Consider the following 26,691-nt stretch of genomic DNA (forward strand, 5'->3'; position numbering starts at 1 on the left):
GTTTAGACCAAGCATACATCTTCATTCAATAGGTGATAGACCTTCATGCTGTTTATGCAATACTGGAAAAGCGTTAACCGAACATTGTATAATGGCTATTATATTCGCAATATGTATGGAATCCATAATCATCGCATTATTTGTGAAATGTGTAATTTGATTAACAGCATGGAGGCTATCTGTTGAACTATAATATAACTTCACAAGCTCTCATTCCAACAGGTCCAATATCACTTATGCGTCGGGTTTACCGTTATGTATTTCCGGAGGTTAAGGAACAATTGCAAGGCTGGTTGACAGCAGCAGAACGAATTCCCGATCCAGAGCTGAGAAAACAGGCTATTGACAGTATTACGCACAAAGAATTTCACTGTCAAGGAGGTGCGATTTACGCTTCTGCTAATCTTCCTATGCGGGGCTATCTCATCCCATTAATTGTTGCTTTCCAGACGATTAGTGATTATTTGGACAATTTGTGTGATCGAAGCACGTCTCTTGATCCCGAGGATTTTCGTCTCTTGCATCAGTCCATGCTGGACGCGATCAATCCTGAAGCAGCTTTAGTCAATTACTATGCTCTTCGCAAGGAGCAAGATGATGGCGGATACTTGCATGATTTGGTCACTACATGTCAAGCATGCATTCGTGAATTACCATCGTACAAGCTGACCGAACAATCGGTTCGGAATTTTGTATCGCTCTACATTGATTTGCAGGTGTATAAACATATTAACATTGAACTGAGGGAAAAGGCACTAATAAATTGGTGGAATGAGCATAAGGCGGACTTTCCTCAGCTGTCTTGGAATGAGTTTGCATCCGCTACAGGCTCAACGCTTGGCGTATTCATGATGTTTCTTGCAGCATGTGATCCTGATTTGCCAGAAGCTGAGATTGAGCGAATAAATGAAGCTTATTTCCCTTATGTTGGCGGTCTACATATTCTACTTGATTATTTAATCGATCAGGAAGAAGATAGACTTGGCGGGGATTTGAACTTCTGTACTTATTTTAACAGTATGAGTGAGACAACGGAGAGAATTGCCTTTATGGCAAGGAATGCTCGTGACAAAATTTTGTATTTGGAGCATCCAAAATTTCATCGTATGATAATTGAGGGTTTATTAGCGTTGTATTTATCGGATCCTAAGGTTAGAAGACAACCTGAAGTTAAACATATCTCTCGAAAATTAATGCAGAAGAGTCCATTAACGAGATTATTCTTTTTCATCAATTCTTTATGGATACGCGCCAAATCTGATCCGATAACAACGCAAGATTAGATCATATACAAATGAAAAGACAACTTTTCGCTAATAGGAGGACGAGGAAATGTCAGCAGTTAAATCAATTGCAGTTCTAACAAGTGGTGGAGATTCCCAAGGTATGAACGCAGCTGTAAGAGCTGTCGTAAGAAGTGGTTTATATCATGGGCTAAAGGTGTACGGTATTCAACGTGGTTATCAAGGATTGCTTAATGATGATATTCGTGAGATGGATCTAAGAAGCGTTGGTGATATTATTCAACGTGGAGGTACTATTCTGCAATCCGCAAGATGCCAGGAGTTCCGTACAGAAGAAGGTCAGAAGAAGGGTGCCGAAATTCTCAAAAATCGTGGTATTGATGGTCTGATCGTTATTGGTGGCGACGGCTCTTATCAAGGTGCGAACAAGCTAAGCAAGCTTGGCATCAAAACGATGGGTATTCCAGGCACAATTGATAATGATATCGCCTATACCGATTTCACAATTGGATTCGATACAGCTGTCAGCATTGTAGTTGATGCAATTAATAAACTGCGTGACACCATGTCCTCTCACGAGCGTTCATCTGTAGTAGAAGTAATGGGTCGCCATTGTGGTGATATTGCGCTATACGCGGGTCTAGCAAGCGGTGCGGAAACGATTCTAGTACCTGAAGTACCGTTCCAGCTTGATAAGGTTGCTGAGCGTATGAAGGAGAATTTCGCACATGGCAAGCGTCACAGTATCGTTGTCGTTGCTGAAGGCTATGGCAAAGCAGATGATGTGGTTGAAAGCCTGAATAAAGTAGGCGGAATCGATGCACGTGTAACTGTTCTTGGACATATTCAACGCGGTGGTACACCTACACATAATGACCGTGTACTTGGTTCAAGATTAGGTGACTTTGCAGTTCGCAGACTAATCGAGGGTGATTCAGGCAAAGGCTGCGGCGTTATTAACGGTGAGCTGATTGCTACGGATATCGATAAAGTTGTCAATTCCAAGAAACCATTTAACATGGAACTATACGAGTTAGCGGTTCGCTTATCTCAATAATAAATATGAAAAGAACAGCAGCTGGGGGGTAAAAACCTTATCCTAGTTGCTGTTCTTTTTATTTAGTATTTTAAAACTTAACACCTTCGGTATAGTTATTTCCAGCATTCCATAATAAGTATTCTTCAACGCCGTTGTCTTTGAGCGCTCGAATCTGTTCTTCGAGTTCATGCTTGCCGTATGTGATATGTCCTTTAACCCATGTGGCTGTAAAATCTTGAATCCATGGTCGAATGATTGGTTTTATATTCATTTCCTTCAATCTAGTTAGTTTCTTTTCCGTATCGATAGAAGCGCCATTAATTGTCTGGTATGGTGCAGCATCTGGTACTTTGGCGCCAAACCAACCTTCTGAGTAATGACTTGGATAAATCATAGGTGAGATCACATCGACATTCGCAGAGATCGTCTCGAAATCCTGACCAATCCCTTCAGCCGCCGGTACAGAAGCTGCATATCCAAAAATATCGACTGAAACCCGTACGCCAAGCGGCTCAAGCTGCTCCTTCGCGTACTTCACAAATTCAGAAATCACCTGAATTCTCGAACGATCATCTTTGGTATATTTTAAAGAATCGGCTTTCTTCTCAAACCCTTCAGGGAAGCGAACATAATCGAACTGAATTTCCTTAAAACCTACTTTGGCAGCTTCTTTAGCAACATTGATATTATAATCCCATATTTCTTTGAGATAAGGATTAACGAAGCTTTCCTTGCGGCCGTTCTGCCATACGGTACCATTAGATGAAACATAGGATTGTTCTGGTTTCATATTGGCATAAATCGAATCTTTAAACACGACGATTCTGCCTATCGGATAGATATCATGCTCTTGCAGGGTAGCTGTTAGTTTATGGATATCAGCAATATTCTTCTTTGTTGTACCAAGATTCGTTAGCTCTGGATTCCCGGTATCAAAGGTGATGTAACCGTAATCATCTTTGACATCAATAACCATCGCATTAAGTTCCGTCTTGTCTAGCAAATTTACTAAACTATCAAATTTCTTGCCGCCAGCTACATGTGAGGTCACATAAATACCTTTGACCTTCGGTGAATTAGGCTCTGGATCTTTCTTGCTCGCAGGCAATAAATAATCGAGTGGACCTGCTGGCTTATCGGGGTCTTTGGTGCCATTAGTTGCTGAACCAGGTTGAACTTCAACAATTGCATTCTTTGAATCTAGTGAGGCTTGGACTAGCTGCTCAAAGGTAACATCAGAACTTGCGGCTGATAGATTTCCCCAAACCATTAATAAGGATGCTAATAACATTTCCATGCTGTTTTTCTCTCCCATCGATTAACTATTTTTCATTATAATGCATGATTGGAATCGAAAGAAGAGGTCTTTTGGCATAGAACGTAAAAAAAGAAAAAGCCTGATAGCATATCGATGCTAACAGGCAGTTTATGTAGGTTTACTTGCTGCTATTATTGTTTACTTGAAGCTCTTCGGTACGTGCTGCTTCTACAGGCTTGGCCTTATCCGCTTCGTCTGAAGTGATGCCTGCTGTAGCATTTTTGAATTCTTTGAACATTCTACCGAAACTGCGACCTAGCTCAGGCAATTTGTTAGGACCGAACAATAACAATGCAACTAATACTACGATTAAAATATGCCATGGAGATAAACCCATTATAATCACCTCATTCTATATCATAACATTAATACTGATCTACTACATATTCTAATTATTACAAAAGTCAAAACAAATCACAAAGAAAAACGGTTTCACTATTATTAGTATTAGCAAAAAAAACGCCTTCTTCAGTGAAGCAAGGCGTTTTTGCGATGCTCGTTAATGCTGTGCTGTATGATCTCAAGGACATCCTCAGCTTGTAACTTCTCAACTCCATACATGAGAATAATATCAGAATCCAGCTCAAAGTTAGTAAGTGAGGCGTATAACTCAGGTGTTAATCTCATTACAATCCTGGATAACTTAACAGTTTCCATTTCGATCACCCTTCCAATCTTAGGATTAGAAAAAGCTTAATCAGAAATAATACAGCCAAGCCAGAACTATTATGAAATTCTTTTTTATTATAACATATTTATACAGTTGTTAATATGAATATTTGATTAGTCTAATCGATTAAATTTACCCCAAATACCGACTGTTTCTACAATATTGACAAAGGCATTGGCATCTACACCAGTCACAAGCCGTTTCAGTTCGGCTAGTTCATATTTGGTCGTAACGGTCATAAGTACATCTTGCGAACCTTGAGAGTAAGCCCCTTCTGCCTTCATCACGGTCACGCCGCGAGGTAAGCGAAGCAGGCAGGTAAGCATTTCCTGTTTCTTGGACGTTACGATAAAAGCTGTAACCTTGATATGACGGATATGCACCGTATCAATTACAAGGCTGGCTAGATAAATGGCAAGCATCGAGTTTAACGCCAAGTCCCAATTGTCGTTCTTGTAGCCGAGAATGATGATTACAATCGCATTCAGGACAGTAAGAACAGTACCAAGTGGGAAATCATAACGTCTTGTAAGAATGAGACCAACAATATCAAATCCACCACTTGATCCGCCAATCCTAAGTAAGATACCAGCACCTAATCCTACAAGCACACCGCCAGAAACTGCAGCAAGAATTGAATTATGCACGATTTCCTCAGCTGGAATTAATCCCATGAACCAGGTCGTTAGAATAACTGAAACGACACTGATCATAATAAATCTACGTCCAATAACAATTAGACCCCAAATAATGATCGGTAGATTGAACAAAAAGTACAGAAGGGGGATACTCCAATCCGTAAAGTAACCGACTAGCATGGCTACGCCAGATACGCCTCCGCTGAGCAATTTATGCGGGATCAAAAACCAGTTAAATCCGATGGTGATTATAATGTTGCCAATTAAAATTAATAATAAATCTGATAGCTTCCTCAATGCGAAATCACCTCATAAAATAGTCGGAGAATGCACACATCTTTTCTCCTTGTAACCATGCAACAGCGTTAACCCAATACAAATAATAAACGAAATCGGGAGAAAATCAAAATGATATGTTTTACAGATCTTACTGGTAATGTACTGCTCCGTTATGCTATAATACTTCGGTATATTCTTAAGAACGGACTTTCCCTTGCGTGAGAATGACTGTAGATGCAATCGTTTGGGTATGAAAGAACTTTGCTCGTTTTGATGAGAACAATATAAACGGATAGATGTCGTCCTTAAGGGTAATATTGACAAAGAGGCGCAGCACATCAGTAAGCTAGCTGCTCGGCCTGCTTAAATAAAGGAGAATGAACAATATTGAAGACTTTTCAAGAGTTTGATTTATCACCAAAGGTATTACGTGCGGTTACAGAAATGGGCTTTGAAGAAGCTACACCAATTCAGGAGAAAACGATCCCTCTAGCTATGGAAGGACGTGACCTAATTGGTCAAGCCCAAACGGGTACGGGTAAAACTGCAGCATTCGGATTACCGTTAGTGAATAAAATTGATGTTACTGAGAATCGAATTGTTGCACTTATTATGTGTCCAACGCGTGAATTAGCGATTCAGGTTGCAGAAGAGATCAGTAAATTGGGTAGATTCAAAGGAATTCGCTCGCTACCAATTTATGGTGGACAGGATATCGTTAAACAAATCCGTGCACTAAAAAAGAAACCACAAATTATTATTGGTACACCTGGTCGTTTGCTTGACCATATTAACCGCAAGACAATCAAGCTGGAAGACGTTCAAACGGTTGTTCTTGATGAAGCGGATGAAATGCTTGACATGGGCTTCATGGAAGATATTCAATCTATCCTAAGCCAAGTACCTGAAGAACGTCACACGATGTTGTTCTCTGCTACGATGCCTGCGAATATTCAGAAATTAGCGCAACAATTCCTGCGTAATCCTGAGCATGTATCGGTTATCCCTAAACAAGTAAGTGCTCCAACAATTGATCAATCCTACATCGAAATCCATGAAAGACAAAAATTCGAGGCGCTTAGCCGCTTAATAGATATGGAATCTCCAGAACTTGCGATCATTTTCGGTCGTACTAAGCGTCGTGTTGATGAATTGTCTGAAGCTCTTCAAAAGCGTGGTTATGCAGCTGAAGGCTTGCACGGCGACTTGTCCCAAAATCAACGCGATAGCGTAATGCGTAAATTCCGTGATGGCAGCATTGATGTGCTTGTTGCAACAGACGTAGCTGCACGTGGACTCGATGTTTCAGGTGTAACACATGTTATCAACTTCGACTTGCCTCAAGATCCTGAGAGCTATGTACACCGTATTGGTCGTACAGGCCGCGCAGGTAAAGAAGGTACAGCTTGGACATTCGTAACTCCTCGCGAAGTGGATCACTTGCATTTCATTGAGAAAGTTACGCGTCACCGCATTATGAAAAAGCAGCTGCCAAGTGTTGCGGAAGCAATGGAAGGAAAGCAAAAAATTACAGCTACTAAGCTAATTGAAGCGATGCAAGAAGAAACACATGTTCAATACAAAGGCGTAGCGATTCAATTGCTTGAGCAATATGATTCGGTTAACTTGTTATCTGCGGCAATGCAGCTTCTTACAGGTGAGAAGAAAGATGTTGAGATCGAGCTAACACCTGAAGATCCATTACGTGCTAAGAAACGTCGCCCAGATGTTCGTTCACAAGGGCGCCGCATGGGTGGCGGCTCATATAGCGGCGGAAGTGCTGAACGTCGCTTTGAACGCTATAGCAAGGAAGGCGGATCACGCGGTCCTCGTAAAGATGGTTCTGGCAGCCGCGATGGTCGTACGGGTAGCGGCAGCTACAGAGATCGCAGCAGCAATAGCCGTGATTTCGATAGAAGCGGCAATAAAGATCGCAGTGACTACGGTTCTCGTGATCGTTCCAGGGCTCCTAAGCGCAATAGCGAAGGATCCCAAGACAAGTAATACAAAATTAAGAGCGAAGCATATCCATGCTTCGCTCTTCTTTGTATATATGGTATAAAGCTTTCTATCTCTGGTGAAATAAGCTATAATTTAATTACATAAGGTTTACTTGCATTGTTGCTAAGTTACGAGGAGGCTGTGGATTTGGAACTAAGAGGTTTTATGGGTGGGATTTACCGATTAACAGAATGGATCATGAGATTAGCGTTCATTAACTTGCTATGGCTTGCTTTTTCACTATTTGCACCAGTCTTTCTACTTATTGTATTATACGCATTTGATCCCACCGTTGTAGATAAAGGATTCTACTTTCAAACGTTTATGCTTGTTGGTATCGTTGCTCCGTTTACCTTATTTCCGGCAACATCGGCGATGTTTGCGATTGTAAGGAAATTTGTACAAGGTGCAGATGATTCACCTATGTTCCGAACATTCTTTAAGGGCTTTAAAGAGAATTACCTGAAGAGCATGATTGCGGGAATTTTGTTTGTGATAACCTGCTTCTTGATCTACTTCAATTATAACTTCTATTCACTGCAGGAAGGTAATTTAAAATTATTGTCATATCTATTTTTGGTATTGACGGTTATCGTTATCATTACTATATGCTATTACTTTTGTTTTATCGTTCACATCGAAGCTAAGTTTACTCGATTAATTAAGAATTCGCTTATGATGACGATCGGCAATCCAGTTGGATCACTCGTTATTTTGTTTGGTAATGTGGTCATTTTATATTTTTCCTATTTCCAATTTACTTTCCTTGTCTTATTCTTCACAGGCAGTATGATGGCATTCTTAACATACTTTATGTTCCAGCGCGGCTTTGATAAAATGATTGCGAAGGTAGAGGCAATGCAGAACAAAGAAGCGGCTGCGAATGAGGAGCTTGAAGTGAAGAACGAGCCTAACTAGGTGTTAATTGTTGAAAACAGAGCGTTCCTGATTTATAATGTGAATACTACATCCTGCGATGTTCGTTTCGGTTTTTAATGTTTTAAACCAATGACTGTTTCACGGGAGACCTACTATCGCACTACGGCTGACATGCCCTCGAAAAGGGACTTCAAAAGTGTTGCTGCGGTCACCCACCTGCGAGAGCGGGTTTGAAACACCTAAATCGGACGGCATATGCGGGTTTTTCTGTTAAAGAAACGCATCAGTCTATACTATAAGATGGTGATTACGTTTCTTCTTGTTTCATCAAAGGAGGAAATCGATTGTTAAAACGCACTTTAGTCGGTATTTTTCGTAGCCATGATCAAACTGGGGAGAAAGCCAAGGACCCAGCATTAAAGACTAGAAACTACAAATTATCCCGCGATAAGATATGGGATGAAGTTACATCTGTTCTTCGTAATTCAGGCTATAAGGTGCTTCATGAGGTGAAATCCGTAGGTGAGATCGTTTGTGAGAAAAGAACGGTTTCAGGCAGGAAATTGGATATTACACTGACGTTATTCGCACTTAATCCAACGGCAACAGCGGTCGATATATATTCAGCATCACGGGGTTCTCTTGGAGATCTAGGCGCTAATTATCGCACGATATTGCAAATCTATAGCTTGCTTGATCGAAAATTAGCTGCATATAAAATAACCTAATACATAGAATCGATTTCACGAATTGATTCATATCAAATAAAACAGCAGATATATCTGGTAGGAATTATCCTGGATATATCTGCTGTTTCTAAGTTAAACACATATATTACAGTAGTGCTTTTACTGCAGCGATTGCAGCTTCGTAGTTCGGGTGCTCAGTCATTTCAGATACGTATTCAACATATTGAACAGTATCGTTAGCGTCAATTACGAAGATTGAGCGCATGTCGAGCTGGAATTCTTTGATCAATACGCCGTATGCTTTGCCAAATGAATTGGATTTGTAGTCAGAAAGCGTGATTACTCTGTCTACGCCAGTTGCTCCGCACCAACGTGCTTGCGCGAAAGGTAGGTCAGCAGAAATCGTTAAGATAATAACATTATCTCCAAGGCCTGCAGCTTCGCTGTTAAAGCGTTGTGTCTGTGCATCACATACACCTGTATCAAGTGATGGCACAACAGAGATTAATTTGATTTTGCCAGTGTAATCGGCAAGTGTTGCTTCTTGCAGCAAACTTTGGTTAACTGTGAAATCAGGAGCCTTGTCTCCGACTTTGATTTCAGGACCAATTAATGTTAATGGGGATCCTTTAAATGTAGCAACTTCAGAACGTTCAATTGTCATGACAATATGTCCTCCTTAAATCCTTATATAATAATTATTCTAACTTTCTAATTATAAACAACTTGGAAGGGGATTGTCCAATCGTGGAGCTAAGACAACTTCAGTATTTTGTGAAGGTTGCCAGAAAACAGCACGTAACACAAGCAGCTGAGGAACTGCACGTGGTTCAATCTGCAGTAAGTAGACAAATTCGTTTGCTTGAAGAAGAATTGGGCGTTACTTTATTTGTTCAAAAGGGAAGAAATGTTCAATTAACATCAGTCGGTAGATTGTTTCTCACAAGAGTTGAAGGGGTATTGACTGAATTAGATAAAGCGGTTGATGAAATTCATGAATTCCTTGACCCAGATGCAGGAGAAATTCGCATTGGGTTTCCGCATAGTATCGTTCTCACCTTGCTGCCATCGGTGATTGCAGCATTCCGCAAGGATTATCCGTCCGCTAAGTTTATTTTGAAGCAGGGGACTTATAATAGTTTGTTGCGAGATGTAGCTAAGGGAGAAATCGATTTAGCCTTTGTATCACCATTTCCCGAAACAAATGAGCATGTTACGGGAGAATATTTAATGACCGATGAGCTATATGCCATTGTTCCGCCTGGACATAAGCTAGCTCATTGCAAAGAAATTCGACTTGCTGAGCTTAAGGATGAGACTTTCGTCATGTTCACGGAATCTTATTCTCTTCGGACAATCGTAATGGATGCGTGTCTTAAGGCAGGCTTTACTCCGCAAATAGAATTTGAAGCAGATGAGACCGATGCGATTCGTGGTCTTGTCGCAGCAGGAATGGGCGTTAGTTTATTGCCAGAGCTTGCACTGATCGATTCGAATACGCTGCAGCCTGTGAAAATGAAGGTTGTAGAACCTGAAGTGTCTCGGACCATCGGTCTCATCCGTAGACGCGGTGAGAAACTGCCGTTAATTGCTGAGGTGTTCGTACGGTTCTTGATGACCTATTTTAAAGACCGTACGATTAAGCGAGAGCTTTAATAAAAAAAGCTGTTCCGTTATTTACGGAACAGCTTTTTTGGGTATCACATTAGTCTCTTGAACGGTAAATCAGGATCAGACGAACTAATTCAAGGACGGAGATTAATGCCGCTGCTACATAAGTAAGTGCTGCTGCATTCAAGACTTTGCCAACCCCACGTTCCTCATCATTCGTAATGAATCCATTAGCAACCATTAATTCACGTGCTCTGTTGCTGGCGTTAAACTCAACAGGAAGTGTTACAAGTTGGAACAGAACGGCTGCTGAGAAGAAAATAATCCCGATTAGCAATAAAAAGCTAAAGGACGAGAAAATAATTCCCGCGATAATAAGCAATGGTGCAACGCCAGATGTAAAGTTAACGACAGGGAACATCTTATGACGAGCAACCAGCATGGAATAATTCTCTTTATGCTGAATGGCATGACCAACCTCGTGGCATGCAACGGAGACTGCAGAGATGGATCTTTCATAATACACAGGCTCAGATAAGCGAACAACACGAGCAATCGGGTCGTAGTGATCCGTTAATGAACCGCGAACTGGTTCAACGGGTACGTCGTGTAAGCCATTGTTATCGAGCATTCTGCGTGCTGCATCATACCCTGTCATGCCAGAATGAACAGGTACCTTAGACCACTCTGAGAATGTACCTTTAACTCGGAATTGTGCCCATAGGGATAATCCAAATGCAATTATTATTAGAATGTAAATCATTGAGATTAAACCTCCGTCATTTAAGTATATCCAATTATTACGTGGCTCACGTACGGATGGTTTCAACCAATTTTGCCTTGTGGCTTAATTAAGAAAAAAACAAATATCAAGGTTACAATGGATAGGGATGAGACCGAAATAAACAGTACAGCATGTGATTTATCCATTAGCCAGCCAAATAATGGGGGACCAAAAGCAACACCGATAAAGCGAAGCGAATTGTAGATCGATGTGATCATACCGCGTTCTTCGCGTTTAACCGAGCCTGTGATCATCGTATTAAGACAAGGAAGCAATAAGCCAGTTCCAATTGCACTTAAGGTTAGGAAGCCAATCAGAACATAGATGTTTTTGTAAAAGAATACGGTAAGCAGCAAGGATGCTGCCATCGTTGCCATTCCCACATTGATCAGGATACGCATTAAGGTTCCATTCTTCTTGATGACAGCACCTGTAATATAGGAAGTCAATACAAGACCAAGCAGCGGGATCGCGATGATACAGCCTTTTAATACGCCATCAATGTTATAAGGTTCCTTTTCCAAAATATTCGATAAGTAAAACAAAACACCGAACAAGATGAATAGCGCAAGCGATCCTGCAAAGAATGCTGTAATTAGCCAACGGCCCTTCTGCTTTAGAATACTGCCTATTTGGTGTAAGTATTCGCCTAACTTCGGTGGTTCTTGCTTCTTCTTCGGTTCTTTTATCAAAAATATGACAGCTAGCAGCGATAAGGCGCAGAATACTGGAAAAGCAAAGAACGAAGCATACCAGACAATTAGAGCTAACAGGGAGCCAATAATTGGGGAGAGAACCTTACCCGCTCCGTTCGCTGCTTCAATTAGCCCAAGCGCTTTACTTTCCATTCCTTGATCGTACATATCACCGACTAATGCCATTGCGATAGGTGCTGTGCCAGCGGCTCCGAGACCTTGTATGACGCGCGCAATAATGATGACTGTATAGGAACCCCACACAGCACCGAAGCCTGCAAGGATACCTGCTGCGCCATAGACAATTAGCGACGGAATGATAACCGCTTTGCGTGAGAATCGATCTGACAAATAACCAAGAACAGGAATAATTATCCCTGCTGTAATGGAGAATAAAGAGATAATAAGGGAGCTTTGGAATTGGGTAACTCCAAGTGCTTTTTGTAAATCAGGTAAAATAGGAACGAGCATGGAGTTACCGAGAACCAGTACGAGGGGGATGGTGGATAAACCAATAAATTCCCATACTAAGCTCTTGCTGCTGCCTTGTTTCCCAGATTGTTCATTGGAGCTTGATGATTGCATCTTCGGTTACCTCATTTCATTTAAGACAATAGTATGTTTAGAGTTCCCTTAAGTCGCAACTGCATACACGCACGATTTAACACAATATTTAGATTTAGTTTGGAGTTTGGATTGGAAACGAATTATAATGAAGGACAGGATCATGGAAATCAGAAGGGACGTCTCTATGTTGACAAAAAGAAAAAGAAACAATTATATTGTGCTGCTCATACTTGTTCTTTTAACGGGTTTAGCGATCTATCAGAATATCCAAAAAACCAATACAACTGCAGGATTGCCGCAAGAGGTAGCTGCTAAGCCTAATTATTTGGCGCCTTCATTTACTTTACAGTCATTGGATGAGAAGACCTATGAAGTTGGGGGTAAACGAGATAAACCGCTCTGGATCAATTTTTGGGCTTCCTGGTGCGGACCATGTAATAAAGAAGCTCCAGATTTAGTGAAGCTGTATGAGAAGTATAAGGATGAATTTGATCTTTACGGCGTGAATATTACGCCTGGGGATAGTTTGAAAAACGTTCGGGATTTTGTTAACCGTCATGAGTTGACTTTTCCAATTTTGATGGATATGGAGGGCAAAGTAACCGATTTGTATGGGATTCAACCTATTCCAACAAGTTTTCTCATTGATACGAATGGCGTGATTCAAGAAGTATTCTATTTAGAAACTTATGAATCGCTTGAGCGTAAGCTGCTTAAACTAATCAAAATGTCGAAGTAAAATGAACAAAGCCTCCTCAAAAGATGATCCATCTTCTGAGGAGGCTTTAACTGATTAATGATTAACGAGCCCTAAGCGTTCACGCTCGGCGTTAAGGGATTCGATTGGCTGTTTGCCGATTAATGCGTAGCGGATAGAATCGACCAGAGCGAGCCAACTTGCTTCAATAACGTTGCTGGACACCCCGACTGTACTCCAGGCGTTGTTGGCATCTGTTGATTCTACAAGTACACGAACCTTAGCGGCTGTAGCTCCCTGCTCATCAAGTACGCGAACCTTATAATCTGTTAAATGAACATTCATAATGTCAGGATAGTACGGAAGCAATGCTTTACGCAGTGCATTATCGAGTGCATTGACAGGACCATTACCTTCCCCAGCAGTCAGAATAAGTTGATCCTGCACTTTAATTCGTACAATAGCTTCTGTGATGTTGCCACGGTCAGAGGCTTTCTCTACCAAGATTTTGAACGATTCAACCGTGAATGATTCTTCGATTGTTCCCATCGCTTCACGCAGCAGCAGCTCAAGTGAAGCATCTGCGCCTTCGAACTGGAATCCTTCATGTTCTAGTTCTTTAATCTTCTGAATTACTTCACGTGCCTTGTTAGATTGATCAAGATCAATCCCTAATTCAAGCGCTTTGGACATTAAATTGCTTTGACCAGCAAGCTCAGATACGAGTACTCGCTGCTTATTGCCTACCTTCTCAGGAATGATATGTTCATAGGTGGTAGCATCCTTGAGAATCGCAGATACGTGGATACCGCCTTTATGAGCAAATGCTGCCATACCAACATACGGTTGACTGACAGGCATGGACATATTGGCAATTTCACTAATATAGCGTGCTGTTGGCGTTAATGTCATCAGTTGTTGTTCTGTCACACATGAATAGCCTAACTTAATTTGCAGGTTCGGAATAATAGAGGACAAATTCGCATTGCCGCAGCGTTCGCCATAACCGTTGAATGTGCCTTGAACATGAGTTGCACCTGCTTTAACTGCTGCAAGTGTGTTCGCAACACCAAGATCACAATCATTATGGGCATGGATGCCAATTGTAATATGGATATGCTCTTTAACTGCACTAACGATAGAATAGACTTCATCAGGCAGTGATCCGCCGTTCGTATCGCAAAGTACAATTGCATCTGCCCCAGCGGCTTGTGCCGCTGCAATCGTTTGTAGGGCATATTCTGGATTGCTCTTATAGCCGTCGAAGAAATGCTCGCCTAGATAAAGCACTTCAAGCCCTGAACGCTTTAGAAAAGCGACTGAATCTGATACCATCGCCAGATTCTCTTCTAAAGTAGTTTGAATTGCCGTGTGAACATGGAAGTCCCATGATTTGCCGAAGATTGAAGCAACCTGAGCGCCAGAATCAACAATTTTGAGCAAGTTGGCATCTTGTTCTGCGAGCGACTCCTTGCGTCTAGTAGAGCCAAAAGCGGCAATTTTAGCATGCTTTAAGTGAAGCTCTTGAACGCGGTTGAAGAATTCGATATCCTTGGAATTGCTTCCAGGCCAGCCGCCTTCTATATAATGAATGCCGAGTTCATCTAGCTTTTTTGCAATTTTGAGTTTATCCTCTACAGATAAAGAGACTCCTTCACCTTGTGTACCGTCTCTTAAAGTTGTGTCAAACAATTGTATCGTTGACTCCATGAATAGTCCCCCTTATCAATGTACTCAATCGAATGTATAATTTACGATTATAGCATAAACTATTTGGTATTGGTTAATATTTTCTGACAAATTGAAGGATAGGAGAGGCAACGTCATGAACCGCACCAGTGATTATTATCCCAAGCAGGGACGAGTCATTCTGCACATTGATATGAATGCCTTTTATTGTTCTGTACATGAGGCAGTCGAACCAGGCTTATATAAAGGCAAAGCAATTGCGGTATCGGGTTCAGTTGAGCAGCGTCGAGGGATTATCGTGACCTCCTCGTATGCAGCTAGAGCTACAGGGGTACGAACGGGTATGCATGTCAATCAAGCGCTAAAACTTTGTCCTGAGCTTATTTTACTAAGGCCTGACTTTGATTTATATAGACAATTTTCCCGTGCTTTTATGAAAATATGCTATTCGTATTCTCCGCTAGTAGAAGCCATTTCCATTGATGAATGCTTTGTAGATATAACAGGATCCAAGCAATTTGGAACACCGATTCAGATCGCGAACGATATACAGCAGAGAATTAAGCAAGAGCTGGATTTATCCTGCTCTATTGGCGTTGCTCCTAATAAGCTTTTAGCTAAAATGGCATCTGATATGAAAAAGCCCAACGGGTTATTTATACTAAGACGTAGAGATGTCCCACGCGTTTTATGGAATAAACCTTGTGCCGAGCTGTTCGGAATTGGTCAGAAGACCGCTCAGAAGCTGGAGCGTATCGGTATTCGAACCATTGGGCAGTTAGCTAAAGCAGATAGTGCTTTAATGACGAGGTATTTTGGCGTGAATGGCGCTCACCTCATCGCTTCAGCGAATGGTGTGGACGATTCTGCTGTTAACCCTGATCAAGAGCAGAGCAAATCCATTGGGAATTCAACGACTCTACCTTATAATGTAACGGACCGAGCAGAGGTTGTGCGTGTGATGCTCAACTTATCCGATAGTGTAGGGAGAAGATTGCGTAAGCAGGAGCTTGTTGCCTCAACTGTTCAAATTGCAATTCGCGATCCTGATATGAAGACCATTACACGGGCAGTGACTTTAACAGAGCCCACCGAACAGACAGATGAGATTCATCATGCTGCTTGTCAGCTGTTCGATAAACATTGGAAGCAGGGTGAACCCATTCGATTGTTGGGTATATCTGTAAGTAATTTGCAGCCTAAGAAGGAAATGACAATCCAGCTTGATCTTTTTAACTATGAAGTTCAGCCGAAGAAAGAGAAGCTGACAGAAGTCATGGATGCGCTCCGTGATAAATTCGGTGAGAATGCTGTGGTTACGCTTGGTATGATAGGAGATGATCCTTCTACATTGCTTCGCAATCCTAAAGTAAGAGGAACATCGCTGCAAATGGATCATATGAAACATCAGAAACTGGATGAGGAATAGCTAGATTAGGGAAACTTTTCCGACATTGGCACAGTATCTTGTGTGAGATGGCAGCTTATATTATAGTTAAATTTGAGAACTAGCATCATTTACTTTAATCATTCTGACTTTTATCATGTAGGTGTTATACTAGTTAATTACTTTTCGGTAGGAGGAAATCAATTAATGGCTAAATATACTTGTGTAGATAAAGATACTTGTATCGCTTGTGGAGCTTGCGGTGCAACTGCGCCTGATATTTATGATTATGATGATGATGGTATCGCAATCGTTGTGTATGGGGGCGATGACAACCGGGGGATTACAGAAATTCCGGAGGATTTATATGATGATCTTCAGGATGCTCAAGATGGTTGCCCAACCGATTCGATTCAAGTCAAGGATGAGCCTTTTAATTAATAGGCTTATCGTAAAAATAACCGCTTTCTCTTAAAGGGAGGGCGGTTTATTTGTGTCTCTGAAACTCTTCAAGATGCCTGTTATTATGCCGATGTAATAGAAGAGAACAGGTAGAAAGAGGTGGTTTATTTGGAGTGGAAGGATGATCCAGAATTTTTCAAAGACTACCTGAAGCAGCGTCCTAAAGATAAATTTGCATGGTATTTGCTAGGTAAAGAGTATTTAGCGAAGGGTGAGGAAGGTAAGGCGGCATACTGCTTTACACAAGCTGGAGAAATCTATCTAGCTTTTGAGAACGGGGATACACCTAATTATGAACGAATTAAACATGCACTTGAGGATGCGCAGTCTGCAGCAGCATCAGAGCAAACAGATTCAACAGATCATCGCTCCAAGTGGCCAAGACGGGTCTTCATAAGTGTATTGCTATTTTTATTGCTTCTTTTGCCCTCTTTACAGCGAGTTATCGAATCATCGGGTTCTAAATCTATAGATCGAATGACAAACGCAGAAGGGAAGAACAAACCAGTTGAAGATCAAGCGACAACTGATCAAGACAAGGATGATCCTAATAAGCTGCAAGATTTCGCAGGATATGGCATTACCTATATGAAGGATAAAGAATCCGCTTCTGACTATGGCGAGGCATTAAATGAGATGATTCGAACAAGAGGCGACCGTTTGGAAAATAATTTACTAGTAGCCGGATATAAGAGTGCTGATGGTAAATGGAATATTTGGCCGAGTAAGCCTTCCCTACTTCTGTCTGTAAAGACCAACACAAAGGGGGGGCAATCCAATATCAGCTATTATGATGCTTCGAACTGTAACTGCGAGCCGGAGGATGGTCAAGCATTTGCTGGTCAAATTGACATGTGGAAACAGAAGCAGGAAGCTGAGGCTGTAGTTCGGTCAGCTATTGCCGCTTATAAAGAACGTAATGGCAAGCTGCCAAGTCAAGTAGGAGACTTATATCAACCGTATCCCAATAACATATTAAGTGGACTAACACCTGATATGAAGCAAATATTCGAAGGTATCCTAGCTCCAGGCAATAATCAACCCGAGCAGTCTCAAACGTCTGATGATAAAGCATCGAACCCTCCATCAAAGAAAAAGCAAGGGGCTCCAGGGCATAATCCATTATCAAAACCGCTGGAAATCATAGTCGATCGCAAGAATCATCATTTGGCTGTTGTATCTGGCGATATTATCGTACGCAGCTATCCAGTTGGACTTGGTGGAAATCGAACGCCTGAAGGCAAGTTTGAGATTAGTGAGAAAGTACGTAACCCTAATGGTAAGTCGAATGGTGATTTTGGTTCTAGAGGAATGACACTGTCAGATACGCTTTATGCAATTCATGGAACGAATGAACCTGACAGTATCAGTAAAGATGAGTCACTCGGATGTGTTCGGATGAACAAGGATGATGTCGAAGAATTGTTCGCAATGGTACCGCTTGGGACCAAAGTAACGATTGGGACGGGATTATTACCACCGTTGCCTTCAAATCAAGCAAAGAGTAGTCCTAAGCTTGAACCTGATCATCCTCGATTCGGATTACCGAGCCAGACCGAGGAGCGCAACCCCAAAAAAGTATATCGATGGTTGTTCTAATACGTTATGCAAGTTCGCGATGTAAGTGAATAATTATGTAAAGATCAACAGCAGAACGACGAGAATAAGGAATGCCCCCACGATGGAGCTTGTCCATATGATGGCTTTCTTGTTAACTTCGTTCTGTTTTTTGTGCACCATATTTGTTTTTTTAACTTTGCTCATAGAAATCACCCTTTCTATAGATCGCGTTGTATCCTCATTATAGCAAATTGACATAAAGTTTTGAGAAAATATTTTGCATTCAAACAAAGAAACAGATAAACTGTCTTGTAGAGTCTAGCGAATGGGAGTGGACAGCATGAGTGCGTTTTATAAAAATTTTGTTAAAAAAATGTTGTTCCAACTTGATCCGGAAACAGCACATAATATAATCATAAATGGTTTAGGTACAACTGGTTCAATACCAGGCATATCTGGCATTCTAAGTGCGACATGGGGCGTTCATGAACATGAAGAATTAGTCGTTGACCTGTGGGGATTGCATTTTGCCAATCCGATTGGTTTGGCAGCTGGTTTAGATAAGAATGCACACGCCGTTAAAGGATTCTCTAGAATTGGCTTTGGCTTCATGGAGGTAGGGACCGTAACACCTAAATCGCAGCCTGGCAATGAGAAGCCGCGATCTTTTCGTTTACCGCAGGATGAAGCCTTGATTAATCGTATGGGCTTTAATAATCATGGCATAGAGCAAATGGCAGCTAATTTGCGCAAAGCGAAGCCATATTCAATTCCGGTCGTTGTGAATATCGGCAAGAACAAGGTAACTCCGAATGAGGATGCGCTAGAAGATTATCGCAGCTGTATTCGAGGTTTATATGAGCTTGCTGATTTATTTGAAGTGAATATATCTTCTCCGAATACGCCAGGACTGCGCAGCCTGCAGCATGGCGAAGAACTTACGAAGCTGCTTCAGGCGGTAGTCGAGGAAAGAGATTTGCAGCAAGCGAAGTTCGGTGGTCATAGTAAAGCGATACTAGTGAAAATCGCACCTGATTTAACGACAGAGGAACTTGAATCGACTGTTTCAAGTATAATAAAGTCTGGTGTTTCTGGGATCGTAGCTTCGAATACGACGATTACTCGTGACGGACTTACACATCCGAATAGCAAAGAATCAGGTGGACTAAGTGGCAAGCCTTTAACACAAATGTCCACAGATATGATCCGCCGTGTTTATCAGATTACCGAGGGTAAGTTACCGATTGTTGGAGTTGGCGGAGTTTTTACAGCAGCAGATGCTTATGAGAAAATTTTGGCAGGTGCAAGTCTCGTTGAAATCTACACTGCCCTTATCTATGAAGGACCGGCAATTAATAAAGCGATTAACGAAGGATTGCTAGCGCTTCTTAAAAAAGATGGCTTCACTCATATATCGCAAGCCGTTGGTGCAGGTGTCAAATAGATTTGCCCATATCGGGGGTTAAACGATGGACGGACGTGATTGGAAGAAATTCCTCTTCCCTTACGAGCAAGCAGTGGAAGAGTTAAAGATTAAATTCAAAACTTTGCGTGATGAGCTGCGCAATCGTGAAGAGTATTCATCGATTGAGTTTGTTACGGGAAGAATCAAGAAGGTATCCAGCATTCTAGGCAAAGCCAAGCGGCTTAATGTCCCTATGGATCAATTGGAAACAGGTATTGAGGATATTGCTGGTATTCGAATTATGTGCCAATTTGTAGAGGATATTCAGCGCATTGCGGAAATTATTAGCGCAAGACATGATATGAAAGTGATCTACGCCAAGGATTACATTACGAATAAGAAGGAAAGCGGTTACCGCTCCTACCATGTGATTGTCGAGTATCCTGTACAGACATTGCTCGGAATGAAGCCTGTACTGGCTGAAATTCAAATTCGTACGCTTGCCATGAACTTCTGGGCGACGATAGAGCATTCACTTAATTACAAGTATAAAGGAGCTGTATTGCCAGAAGAGGTTAGGTTAAGACTTAGCCGTGCTGCAGAGGCTGCCCATATCTTAGATCAGGAAATGTCCAAAATTCGTTCAGATATTGTCGAAGCACAAAAGTCATTCGAGGATGATTCCAGGCTTGTGAGAAAAATCCTGAACGATATTCAGGAGCTATATTACTTTAATCAAGTGAAAGAAGCTGTTCATTATCAGATCAGGTTCAATGAGCTATGGGAGCAAGATGATATGGCAGAGCTAAGAGTGTTGTCAGATGCGATCGAGGCAGCCATTGAGCGTGTTCAAAAAGGGGAGTAGTCGTAGCCGATGAGTCAGAAAATCTATGATCCGCTATACCTACAATTTCTTTACGACTTTAACTGTACAAGAGATTATTTTGAATGCCATGAATCGTTAGAAGAGTTATGGCTCGAAGAAGCCAAAGATCCATTTTATCAAGGCTTGCTGCAGGTTGCTGTCGCGCTGTATCACCATCGCAATGAGAATGTAAGCGGCGCTTTGAAATTAATGAGATCAGCACTGGATAAGTTGAGTCGTTATCCGGAACGAATGCTTGGAATCGATCTCGAGCAGGTACGGATTAACAGTCGAGCGTACTTAACGAAATTAGAACATATACCTAATGTACAATTTGAACATGAACCGTTTGATATTGTCATTCTCGATCCTGCTCTTCAGGAGCAATTGAATCATCATATTCATGAGCTTGAACGGAAAATAACGGACTAATCAATCGCATAGCGCGGATGCTTGGCAACATGCCTAGCATCCGTTTTGTATATTTTGCAGCTTGTGTTCTAATAGTAACAATAAGTATTGGAGGTTATGATCGTGAATACTTCAAGGTTGTTTATTGCAGTGGCTTTGCCAGATTCCATCATTCATGAGGTTGAAGAGCTAGCAAGCAAATCGAAAGCTGGGCTACCTTTTCAAAAATGGACACATCCTACAGATTACCATATTACGTTGAAGTTTCTGGGTGACACAGGGGATGATCAGATTCCAGCTATTAAGGAGGAAGTCGAATCTGCTATCAGCGAGATTGCTTCTCCGTTTACGTTAGCAATTGATGAACTAGGAACTTTCGGTAAACCAGCTTCTCCATCAATCTTATGGTTGGGTGTAGCAGGGCAGTTACCAGAGCTAAATAGGCTTCAGGCAAGTATCGATGAAGCGACAGCTAAGGTAGGATTCAGCCTTGAAGAGCGAGCCTACAATCCGCATATTACAATCGCAAGGCGTTATCAAGGAAAATCAGCATGGAATGCAGATGATCTTAAGCCTTTGTATACCACGTGGAAATCAAATCTCGAGCTCAACTGGCAGGTGTCTGATATCGTCCTGTATCGAAGCCATCCCAAGGAGCGGCCAATGTATGAGCCGATTTTGAGATGGCAGCTTTAAGTGCTGAGCTATAAAAAAAGGACTAATTTATCGCTTTGAGTCAGCGATAAATTAGTCCTCTTGTCTTGGCTTATTTATATTTGTTGAAGAAGGTACTGTAATCTTCGACAGGGTTGCCGCTCGACTCTTCTTTAGACTGCATGCCCCCAACGATACGTTCAACCTCTACTCCGTCTTTAAAATAAACGAGTGTCGGTGTAGCTTGAATGTTGTACTTCGCAAAGTTCTCAGTTGCTTCTCTTAAGTTAAGCATCGGAACTTGTACGCCAATCTCTTTTTCCATCTCAATTAGATGTGGTGTTGTTGCAAGGCAATGCACACAATCAGATGCATAGAAGTACATGAAGAAGCTTTCTTTTTTATCGATTTTTTGGCTTAGCTCGCTTGGAGAAATCGTTTGATCGTAGTTGGGATTATCAAGCAGCTTGACCGTAGCTGGATTCAGCTTCGATACGGGTTTTCCATATACATTATCTTTATATTGCGCTTCCTTTTGTTGAACAGAGAGTTTGTTGACAACAAACAGTGCGCCAAACAGGATAATGATGATTCCTGCGAAGATAAGCATTTTTTTCATTCGGGTCGCTCCTCTAGGTTATGAAATGTGAGTTACTATAATAAATGTACTTACCTAAGATTCTATCATAACACGATAGTCTCCTGCCAACCTTTGATATCTTCATGTCATATTAGTGAAAACATATGGTCCATGTACTATAATAGAATTTATTGAAAGCTGCTTGAAAGGATCGGTTTATATAGATGAACGTCACGCAATTACCTTCTGCATTTACAGACAAGATGAAACATATGCTTCAAGAAGAATTTACAGATTTTATGGCTTCGTATGACGAACCTCGTTTATTTGGACTCCGAATTAATGGCATAAAACTGTCCCCAGAAGAATTTCAAGCCAAGAAACGCGAGGACTTTCATTTGACGCCTATTCCTTGGGCAGATCATGGCTTCTATTATCAGGAGGAGAATCGTCCGGGTAAGCATCCTTATTATCATGCAGGTCTATACTATATTCAGGAGCCGAGCGCTATGCTGCCAGTTGAGCTGCTTGATGTTCAGCCGAACGATAGAGTACTTGACCTATGCGCGGCTCCAGGCGGCAAGTCGACACAAATTGCGGCGAAGCTTGGTGGTACAGGCACTCTTGTTGTGAACGATATTCATAGCGATCGTGTGAAAGCGTTAGTTAAAAATTTGGAGCTAATAGGTGTTCGCAATAGCATTGTGCTTAATGAACGTCCTGAACGGATGATGTCTACATTCGCTTCTTTCTTTGATAAAATTCTCATTGATGCCCCTTGCTCGGGTGAAGGGATGTTTCGCAAGGAAGAGGATATGGCAAGGCAGTGGGAGAAGCATGGGGTAGAGGTCTGCTCGGCGATGCAGCATGATTTGCTGCGCCAAGCGGCGGCTATGTTAGCCCCTGGTGGCACGATTGTTTACTCGACATGCACCTTCTCACCTGAGGAGAATGAAATGCAGATCGCGGCGTTTCTGGACGACCACCCCGAGTTCGAGGTGGTCGCGCCTTCCGCCGCGCTTGCGGGAGCGGGTCTGTCCACAGGCAGACCCGAGTGGGTCAGCGGCGCGGCAAAGGGCAGCGCCGCTGACGCGGTGAGCCGTACGGTGCGGCTGTGGCCCCATCGCCTGAAGGGCGAGGGCCACTTCGCAGCCGCGCTGCGGCTAAGCGCTGCGCCCGCTCCTGCGGAAGCGGGCGCTTCACACGCTGCCGCGGCGAAGCCGGCAGCGAAGCATCGCGGCGGCGGCCCTGCAAAGGCGGCCGCCGATCTGGCTCCGCTGCACGCATGGGCGGCAGTGGAGCTGCGCTTTCCCTTGCTCGAAGAGGGAAAGCTGGTGAGCTTTGGCGAGCATGTGTACATGCAGCCGCACGGGATTCCAAATTTAGCTGGAATCAAGGTCGTTCGTCCTGGCTGGTATATAGGCTCGCTGCATAAGGGTCGCTTCGTGCCCGCACATGCACTTGCAATGGGAATACGCGAATCGGAAGCCGTCCGCATATTGCCACTTTCAGTAGATGATCCGCGGATCATTCGATATTTGAAAGGGGAAACGCTCGAGGTGGATGAAGCAGAGCTGAAGCTCCATTCTCCTGTTGCATCCAATAAGATGGCTCCTGCCAAGGGTTGGAGCCTCGTGACAGTCGATGGCTATCCTGTTGGATGGGGAAAGTGGCTGGATGGCATGATGAAGAATGAATATCCACAAGGCTGGAGGTGGACATAAGCGATGGGAAAACAACGTTTAGATAAAGTACTTGCTCATTTAGGATACGGGACACGTTCTGAGTTGAAGAAGCTCGTGAAGAGCAAAGCAGTGAAAGTGAATGAGGTTATTATCAAAGACAGCGGAGTGCAAGTTGATCCCGAAATGGATCGCATCGAGGTATATGGGGAACGGATCGTTTATCGCGAATTTGTCTACTTAATGCTGAATAAACCGCAGGGAGTCGTCTCTGCAACGGAAGATACGCGAGATCGGACGGTTGTGGATTTGCTTCCAGACGAGTTCAAGCCTTTTGATGTGTTTCCTGTCGGTCGTTTGGATAAGGATACGGAAGGCTTGTTATTGCTAACGAACGATGGCAAGCTATCGCATAATCTTTTGTCTCCTCGCAAGCATGTACCGAAGACTTATTATGCTAAAGTACTAGGAGAGGTCGGTCAAGCTGACCGAATTGCGTTTCAGGATGGTGTGACGCTTGATGACGGTTATAAGACCAAGTCTGCAGAGCTAACGATTCTGAAAGTAGAGTTGCAGGAGTGCGGTCACGTATCTGATATCGAACTGACCATTACAGAAGGCAAATTCCATCAAGTGAAACGCATGTTTGAAGCTGTTGGGAAGAAGGTCATTTATTTACAACGTCTATCGATGGGACCTTTGCAGTTAGATCCGCAGCTTGCATTAGGGGAGAGCCGTGAGTTGACTGCAGATGAGCTATCCCTATTACAGCAGCACGGAATGTCGATATAGATAGGTAAGCTAGAGATAGAGATAAGAGATGGGAGAGATGAGTTCATGCAATACAAACTAATTGCACTTGATATTGATGGTACCTTACTTAATGATGAGCATCAGTTATCTGAGGTTAACAAAGAAACGGTTCGTCGTGTACATGATGCGGGCGCGACGATTGTTCTATGTTCAGGGAGAGCGCCACAATCCGTATTTCCAATCTTGGATCAATTGGGACTTGAAGGGACTATTATTGCACATAATGGAGCTTCAACTGTCCTGTCTGAGGGCAACGAGCTCGTTCATGACTTCTCTGTGCCAACAGATGCTTATGGTGAACTCTTTCAATATTTGCGCAGCAACAATATACACTTTGATGTATGCACAACGTTTGATTTATATCTAGAAGCAGCGACACAGGAGGCACTGGACATTTACGCACAGTTCTTCGTAAATCCACATATTATTCCGGATGTCATGCAATTACCGAGAATTGTAAAAATGACACTTGCAGCAGAAGTTGAGGTCATTGAAGAGGCGGAGCGTACAATGCGCGAGCGCGGCTTGGTCACAGGCTTAAATATGTTCCGCAGCGGTGCTAACTTCCTGGATCTTGTCCACGAGAAGGCAACGAAGGGCAATGCGCTCAAAGAGCTCGCTGATTCAATGGGTATCCCATATGATCAAGTAATCGCAATTGGAAACTATTATAATGATGTTGAAATGATTGAGCTTGCTGGTCTTGGAATTGCAATGGGAAATTCACCAGATGATCTGAAAAAAATAGCGCAAGATGTCACGGTCTCCAATAATGAAGACGGTGTTGCTCAAGCGCTCATCAAATATTGTTTAACTTGATTTCACTATCCATGAAGCGGCCACCTCTAGTTATATTCTGAATCACAATTGGGAAATGTATTAATGAAATGGAAGTTCTTCCAATTCATGTTTTCCAATCATTGATAAGGAGCGTGGTGGAGTTGGCTGCAATAATGATTAGGCCTGATCTTCGAACAGCAGGCGGGGAATCGAATGATATTTTGCTAAATGAACAATATGTAGGCACATTGACGCTCGTTTATCGAGAATCGGATCGCATTGCGGGATCTATCCAATTAGAAGAGGAATCTTTAAGCGACCTAGATAAAATGCGTGTCATGAAAGTCGTACATCGCTATATTCAAGGATTGATTGATGCGACTAGGGCGGAAGAATGTCATGTTGTCGTTACTTATAGCGCTTACGATGATATTATTTCGACATCCTCTTGGGAAGATGAGGATATGTTTGAAGAACGGATTCTGGAAGCTTGTGATGATGAGTTTGAGATTGAAAGCGCCCTTCATGTTAATGATCTTGATGATGAAATAGAAGATGAGATTGAGATCGAAATCATTCGTCCATGTACGTACTTTGAACTGGTTGAAGTAGGACATGACCGAAATGCGATCGAATATCACATCCATGATGAGGATGGTTACTTTATTGCAGAAGCATTCTGCGAAATTCATGACAATGAAGTAACAGGAAGTGTAGATTGGATGTTCAATCCGCTTGAAGAAGAAATCGAAGGCATCGCGAATCTGCTAACTGCGGATATGGAAGATGATGGAATCCACATGTTTGTGATCGATATGATCTATGAGGGTGAAATTATCGATACGATCGAGATGACGAATGAGGTACTATTGGATGCGGCTGATCATCAAGATGAAATCGATCTAATCCCAGATGATGACTATACGATTGAACTTATTCGCGATGACGATGATGCGCTTACGTATGTCATCTATCAGAATACGTATCGTTCACGATCGATTGGTACAGCTACAATTGATCTTAGTGATTATCCGATTACGGGATTCATTAACTTCCGCAAGCCTCATCATGACGCAGATACTAGACTGCGAATCGGCAAGCAACTGATGGATGAGATTGACAAAGAGCAGGATTGCAACCACCTGAATCTCACGATGATGTGTGGCGACGAGGTCATGGAAGAATTGCTGCTGGAGTCAGTTTGAAGTAAATCAAACAAGGTAATATTTTAAACGCAAATCAATCCTATGATTGATTTGCGTTTTTTCTTAATTCTCGTGTATCTTGCCTAA

Annotated in this window: 28 protein-coding genes and 1 other RNA gene; 19 read left to right on the forward strand and 10 right to left on the reverse strand. The window is 42.3% G+C overall.

Annotation, left to right across the window (positions count from 1 at the left end):
- Positions 1-236: 236 nt before the first annotated feature.
- Together E0485_RS19960 and pfkA are read left to right on the forward strand one after the other, a co-directional pair.
- Positions 237-1,283 (forward strand): tetraprenyl-beta-curcumene synthase family protein, encoded by a 1,047-nt coding sequence (locus tag E0485_RS19960; protein WP_132419883.1) that lies wholly within the window; start codon positions 237-239, stop codon positions 1,281-1,283.
- A gap of 49 nt (positions 1,284-1,332) precedes the next feature.
- Complete coding sequence (pfkA, locus tag E0485_RS19965; RefSeq protein WP_132419835.1) at positions 1,333-2,301, forward strand: 6-phosphofructokinase; 969 nt, start codon at positions 1,333-1,335, stop codon at positions 2,299-2,301.
- Between the two features lie 70 nt (positions 2,302-2,371).
- Here the strand turns inward: pfkA and E0485_RS19970 are convergent, their stop codons facing one another.
- From E0485_RS19970 to E0485_RS19985, 4 genes are all read right to left on the reverse strand, one after another.
- The gene (locus tag E0485_RS19970; protein WP_132419836.1) at positions 2,372-3,580 is read right to left on the reverse strand and encodes a putative glycoside hydrolase; all 1,209 of its coding nucleotides are present in this window, start codon (positions 3,578-3,580) and stop codon (positions 2,372-2,374) included.
- A 139-nt stretch (positions 3,581-3,719) separates the two neighbouring features.
- Positions 3,720-3,938 (reverse strand): twin-arginine translocase TatA/TatE family subunit, encoded by a 219-nt coding sequence (gene tatA / locus E0485_RS19975; RefSeq protein WP_132419837.1) that lies wholly within the window; start codon positions 3,936-3,938, stop codon positions 3,720-3,722.
- Positions 3,939-4,069: 131 nt separating this feature from the next.
- Positions 4,070-4,258 carry a hypothetical protein gene (locus E0485_RS19980; protein ID WP_328591329.1) on the reverse strand — a complete coding sequence of 63 codons (189 nt, stop codon included), beginning with the start codon at positions 4,256-4,258 and terminating at the stop codon, positions 4,070-4,072.
- Positions 4,259-4,384: 126 nt separating this feature from the next.
- Entirely contained in the window at positions 4,385-5,206 is an 822-nt protein-coding gene (locus tag E0485_RS19985) for a YitT family protein (RefSeq protein WP_132419838.1), read from the reverse strand.
- A 369-nt stretch (positions 5,207-5,575) separates the two neighbouring features.
- Between E0485_RS19985 and E0485_RS19990 the strand changes: the two genes are divergently transcribed.
- From E0485_RS19990 to E0485_RS20005, 4 genes are all read left to right on the forward strand, one after another.
- The gene (locus E0485_RS19990; protein WP_132419839.1) at positions 5,576-7,192 is read left to right on the forward strand and encodes a DEAD/DEAH box helicase; all 1,617 of its coding nucleotides are present in this window, start codon (positions 5,576-5,578) and stop codon (positions 7,190-7,192) included.
- Positions 7,193-7,336: 144 nt separating this feature from the next.
- A complete protein-coding gene (locus E0485_RS19995; protein ID WP_132419840.1) occupies positions 7,337-8,107 on the forward strand; it encodes a YesL family protein in 771 nt (256 codons plus the stop codon).
- 47 nt (positions 8,108-8,154) lie between these two features.
- A non-coding RNA gene (gene ssrS / locus E0485_RS20000) (6S RNA) lies at positions 8,155-8,336 on the forward strand.
- A 76-nt stretch (positions 8,337-8,412) separates the two neighbouring features.
- Entirely contained in the window at positions 8,413-8,796 is a 384-nt protein-coding gene (locus E0485_RS20005) for a DUF1499 domain-containing protein (protein WP_132419841.1), read from the forward strand.
- 106 nt (positions 8,797-8,902) lie between these two features.
- Here E0485_RS20005 and tpx read toward each other — a convergent pair whose 3' ends face one another.
- Positions 8,903-9,421, reverse strand: coding sequence for a thiol peroxidase (gene tpx / locus E0485_RS20010; RefSeq protein WP_132419842.1), 519 nt, complete (start codon positions 9,419-9,421; stop codon positions 8,903-8,905).
- A gap of 83 nt (positions 9,422-9,504) precedes the next feature.
- On the opposite strand from tpx, the gene E0485_RS20015 reads away from it, so the two are divergent.
- Complete coding sequence (locus tag E0485_RS20015) at positions 9,505-10,413, forward strand: LysR family transcriptional regulator (RefSeq protein WP_132419843.1); 909 nt, start codon at positions 9,505-9,507, stop codon at positions 10,411-10,413.
- A gap of 49 nt (positions 10,414-10,462) precedes the next feature.
- On the opposite strand, the gene E0485_RS20020 is transcribed toward E0485_RS20015, so the two are convergent.
- Both E0485_RS20020 and E0485_RS20025 read right to left on the reverse strand, forming a co-directional pair.
- On the reverse strand, positions 10,463-11,137 hold the full coding sequence (locus E0485_RS20020) for a zinc metallopeptidase (RefSeq protein WP_207911024.1): 675 nt from the start codon (positions 11,135-11,137) through the stop codon (positions 10,463-10,465).
- A gap of 56 nt (positions 11,138-11,193) precedes the next feature.
- The gene (locus tag E0485_RS20025; RefSeq protein ID WP_132419845.1) at positions 11,194-12,432 is read right to left on the reverse strand and encodes an MFS transporter; all 1,239 of its coding nucleotides are present in this window, start codon (positions 12,430-12,432) and stop codon (positions 11,194-11,196) included.
- A 166-nt stretch (positions 12,433-12,598) separates the two neighbouring features.
- Here E0485_RS20025 and E0485_RS20030 point away from each other — a divergent pair, with 166 nt between their 5' ends.
- Positions 12,599-13,153: a TlpA family protein disulfide reductase gene (locus E0485_RS20030; protein WP_132419846.1), complete on the forward strand. Its 555-nt coding sequence runs from the start codon at positions 12,599-12,601 to the stop codon at positions 13,151-13,153.
- 54 nt (positions 13,154-13,207) lie between these two features.
- On the opposite strand, the gene cimA is transcribed toward E0485_RS20030, so the two are convergent.
- A complete protein-coding gene (gene cimA / locus E0485_RS20035) occupies positions 13,208-14,821 on the reverse strand; it encodes a citramalate synthase (protein WP_132419847.1) in 1,614 nt (537 codons plus the stop codon).
- Between the two features lie 115 nt (positions 14,822-14,936).
- Between cimA and E0485_RS20040 the strand changes: the two genes are divergently transcribed.
- The 3 genes from E0485_RS20040 to E0485_RS20050 all read left to right on the forward strand — a co-directional run bounded on the left by E0485_RS20040 (position 14,937) and on the right by E0485_RS20050 (position 18,248).
- The gene (locus E0485_RS20040) at positions 14,937-16,229 is read left to right on the forward strand and encodes a DNA polymerase IV (RefSeq protein ID WP_132419848.1); all 1,293 of its coding nucleotides are present in this window, start codon (positions 14,937-14,939) and stop codon (positions 16,227-16,229) included.
- A gap of 165 nt (positions 16,230-16,394) precedes the next feature.
- Positions 16,395-16,628: a ferredoxin gene (locus E0485_RS20045; RefSeq protein ID WP_132419849.1), complete on the forward strand. Its 234-nt coding sequence runs from the start codon at positions 16,395-16,397 to the stop codon at positions 16,626-16,628.
- Positions 16,629-16,757: 129 nt separating this feature from the next.
- Positions 16,758-18,248: a L,D-transpeptidase family protein gene (locus E0485_RS20050; protein WP_132419850.1), complete on the forward strand. Its 1,491-nt coding sequence runs from the start codon at positions 16,758-16,760 to the stop codon at positions 18,246-18,248.
- Positions 18,249-18,281: 33 nt separating this feature from the next.
- Here E0485_RS20050 and E0485_RS25735 read toward each other — a convergent pair whose 3' ends face one another.
- Positions 18,282-18,413, reverse strand: coding sequence for a hypothetical protein (locus E0485_RS25735; protein ID WP_268957617.1), 132 nt, complete (start codon positions 18,411-18,413; stop codon positions 18,282-18,284).
- Positions 18,414-18,549: 136 nt separating this feature from the next.
- Between E0485_RS25735 and E0485_RS20055 the strand changes: the two genes are divergently transcribed.
- The 4 genes from E0485_RS20055 (at position 18,550) to thpR (ending at position 21,586) form a co-directional block, all read left to right on the forward strand.
- Positions 18,550-19,653, forward strand: a complete 1,104-nt coding sequence (locus E0485_RS20055; RefSeq protein WP_132419851.1) for a quinone-dependent dihydroorotate dehydrogenase — start codon at positions 18,550-18,552, stop codon at positions 19,651-19,653.
- A 25-nt stretch (positions 19,654-19,678) separates the two neighbouring features.
- The gene (locus E0485_RS20060) at positions 19,679-20,479 is read left to right on the forward strand and encodes a GTP pyrophosphokinase (protein WP_132419852.1); all 801 of its coding nucleotides are present in this window, start codon (positions 19,679-19,681) and stop codon (positions 20,477-20,479) included.
- 9 nt (positions 20,480-20,488) lie between these two features.
- Positions 20,489-20,911: a DUF309 domain-containing protein gene (locus E0485_RS20065; protein ID WP_132419853.1), complete on the forward strand. Its 423-nt coding sequence runs from the start codon at positions 20,489-20,491 to the stop codon at positions 20,909-20,911.
- A gap of 102 nt (positions 20,912-21,013) precedes the next feature.
- Positions 21,014-21,586 carry an RNA 2',3'-cyclic phosphodiesterase gene (gene thpR / locus E0485_RS20070; protein ID WP_165921237.1) on the forward strand — a complete coding sequence of 191 codons (573 nt, stop codon included), beginning with the start codon at positions 21,014-21,016 and terminating at the stop codon, positions 21,584-21,586.
- Between the two features lie 70 nt (positions 21,587-21,656).
- On the opposite strand, the gene E0485_RS20075 is transcribed toward thpR, so the two are convergent.
- Positions 21,657-22,163 carry a thioredoxin family protein gene (locus E0485_RS20075; protein ID WP_132419855.1) on the reverse strand — a complete coding sequence of 169 codons (507 nt, stop codon included), beginning with the start codon at positions 22,161-22,163 and terminating at the stop codon, positions 21,657-21,659.
- Between the two features lie 185 nt (positions 22,164-22,348).
- On the opposite strand from E0485_RS20075, the gene E0485_RS20080 reads away from it, so the two are divergent.
- The 4 genes from E0485_RS20080 (at position 22,349) to E0485_RS20095 (ending at position 26,604) form a co-directional block, all read left to right on the forward strand.
- Positions 22,349-23,848: an RsmF rRNA methyltransferase first C-terminal domain-containing protein gene (locus E0485_RS20080; RefSeq protein WP_132419856.1), complete on the forward strand. Its 1,500-nt coding sequence runs from the start codon at positions 22,349-22,351 to the stop codon at positions 23,846-23,848.
- Between the two features lie 3 nt (positions 23,849-23,851).
- Positions 23,852-24,598, forward strand: a complete 747-nt coding sequence (locus E0485_RS20085) for a pseudouridine synthase (RefSeq protein WP_132419857.1) — start codon at positions 23,852-23,854, stop codon at positions 24,596-24,598.
- Positions 24,599-24,643: 45 nt separating this feature from the next.
- Complete coding sequence (locus E0485_RS20090) at positions 24,644-25,438, forward strand: Cof-type HAD-IIB family hydrolase (protein WP_132419858.1); 795 nt, start codon at positions 24,644-24,646, stop codon at positions 25,436-25,438.
- 122 nt (positions 25,439-25,560) lie between these two features.
- A complete protein-coding gene (locus tag E0485_RS20095; protein ID WP_132419859.1) occupies positions 25,561-26,604 on the forward strand; it encodes a hypothetical protein in 1,044 nt (347 codons plus the stop codon).
- Positions 26,605-26,691: the final 87 nt, after the last annotated feature.

This window comes from Paenibacillus albiflavus, from assembly GCF_004344915.1.
GTDB classification, from domain to species: Bacteria; Bacillota; Bacilli; order Paenibacillales; family NBRC-103111; genus Paenibacillus_AM; species Paenibacillus_AM albiflavus.